Origin of the sequence: Variovorax glucosi (assembly GCF_051216695.1) — a bacterium.
Taxonomy (GTDB): Bacteria; Pseudomonadota; Gammaproteobacteria; order Burkholderiales; family Burkholderiaceae_C; genus Variovorax.
The window spans coordinates 1-1,830 of sequence record NZ_JBPJZE010000028.1 but is presented as its reverse complement, the minus strand read 5'-3'; the positions used below and the strand labels follow the sequence as shown (position 1 = coordinate 1,830).

Here is a 1,830-nt window from a genome sequence, read left to right as displayed (position 1 = left end):
CCATTCGTAGAACCCGCTGGCCGAGACGTTCATCGCCCGGCACATGACCCGCGTGGGCCACACGTCGCGATGGCGAACGATAAAGGCGTACTTCACTGCGGGTCCCTTGCAAAGTAGCCGAGCGCTTTCCTAAGAAACACTCTGCGTCGGCGCTTCCTGCAGGGTGAAGCCGAACTCGGCAGCACGGCGGTGCAGCTGCTTGACGACTCGCTCTCGATACCGGCGTTCGTAGAGGTCTTCGCCAGGGTCCTTGTACGGCGTCCCGAAGCGCATGGCGTTGTAGAAGAGCACTGCAATCTTGCGCGCAGTCGCAGTGACGGCCTTGGCCTTGCCGACCCGCGCAGCCAGTCTTCGGTAGAACGCGCCGAGCGCCGTGTTTGTGCGCCCCACGGTGACGGCTGCCAGCCGCAGATGCGCTGTCACACGGTTATTGGTTTTGCGGGTGTGTGACGACAGGACCTTGCCGCCGCTGATCTTGCAACCCGGCGCCAAGGTGAGCCAAGAGGTGAAGTGCTTTGCGGTCGGCCATTTACTGAGGTCGGTCCCGCACTCCGCCACCAGTCGCAATGCCAGGTAAGGCCCGACGCCGTGTATCTGCGTGAGGTCCACGCCCGTCAATTGATAGAGCAACGGACGCGAGTCGAAGGCCACCGCATTCGGCTGCACCGTCTTGTGCCGAGGCTTGGGCAAGATGGTCTCAGGGGCTGGCCTGTCGGCATTCAGCATGACCAGCGAGCGCTCTATTTGCGCGTCGCATTCGGCAATACGCTCCTGATAGAAGTCGTAGAGCACAAGTGCCTGCGACAGTGCGAACAGGTGCTCAACCTGGTAATTGCCGACCAAGGCCGCCCTCACCGTCTCGGTGGATGCCTTGCAGCGAACGTCCCTCATTGACGACAGCACTGCTGCATCGCGCTGGCCTGCGGCAATGGCGCGGATGATCTTCATGCCGGTCACGCCGGTGATGTCGCTGACGACGTGGTGCAACTGCAGGTTCATGAGGGTCAGCGCCTTTTGCATGTGCTGGATGTGTGCGGCGGCGTAATCCACATGCCGCTCGCGCAGGCGCAGATAGGCCCTCAATGCCGCGATGTCACGGGCAGGACGGAAGCTCGGGCGGAGCAGCCCGCAGGAATGCAGGCGCTGAAGCCACTGAGCGTCGTTGACGTCGCTCTTGCGGCCTGGCACGGCTCGCGCTTCTCGCGCATTCGCCACGATGACCTCCAAGCCGCGCTCCTCCAGAACCTCGTAGACCGGAACCCAGTAAACACCGGTGGATTCCATTGCGACCGTTCGAATGCCCATCGACACCAACCAGTCGGCCATTCGCTCAATGTCGCCAGTGAACGCCTGGAAGGTCTGTACAGGCTCGTCGCACAGATCGGGCGGGACGCCAACGACGTGGAATCGCGCTCCGATGTCGATGCCCGCTGCGCGGTCATGGATGACGGGCAACCCCGCCGGCTTTGCAGTCTGCTTTGACATGATCACCTCCTGAAGGTTGAGCACGCCGGGCGGGGACTCGGATCAGATCAATTTCCTAAACGGGGTCGCACAAAGGCGCCACCACAGCTGGGTCCGCAGCTTCCCCTGGACCAGGTTTTTTGACGGGGTTCGAAGCCTCCAAAAAGCTGTCGGCCACTGCCAGACGCACGCTGCGCAGTTTAGGTCTGCACGTGTTTCTCTTCAAAGGGGCGGTACGGCGCGTGCGATGGCCGTTTTTTAGGATGTCGCGCTCCGTGGTGATCCGACGCAGCTCTCGTTGAAGCCGCTCGACCTCAGATGCTGACTCGCTGCGCAACGGCTTGTTGGGCCGCATGTCGAGCACAC

At 62.2% G+C, this 1,830-nt stretch carries 1 protein-coding gene and 2 pseudogenes; all 3 read right to left on the bottom strand.

Going from position 1 to position 1,830, the window contains the following annotated elements; translation table 11 throughout:
- Window positions 1-129 (bottom strand): annotated as a pseudogene (locus ACSFA3_RS22455) (IS3 family transposase); the annotation flags it as partial.
- A complete protein-coding gene (locus tag ACSFA3_RS22450; RefSeq protein WP_435507702.1) occupies window positions 130-1,485 on the bottom strand; it encodes an IS110 family RNA-guided transposase in 1,356 nt (451 codons plus the stop codon).
- 223 nt (window positions 1,486-1,708) lie between these two features.
- Window positions 1,709-1,830 (bottom strand): annotated as a pseudogene (locus ACSFA3_RS22445) (IS3 family transposase); the annotation flags it as partial.

Excerpts from the sequence above, each read along its gene's own strand:
- ACSFA3_RS22450 (WP_435507702.1), bottom strand. The coding sequence starts at position 1,485 with ATGTCAAAGCAGACTGCAAAGCCGGCGGGGTTGCCCGTCATCCATGAC.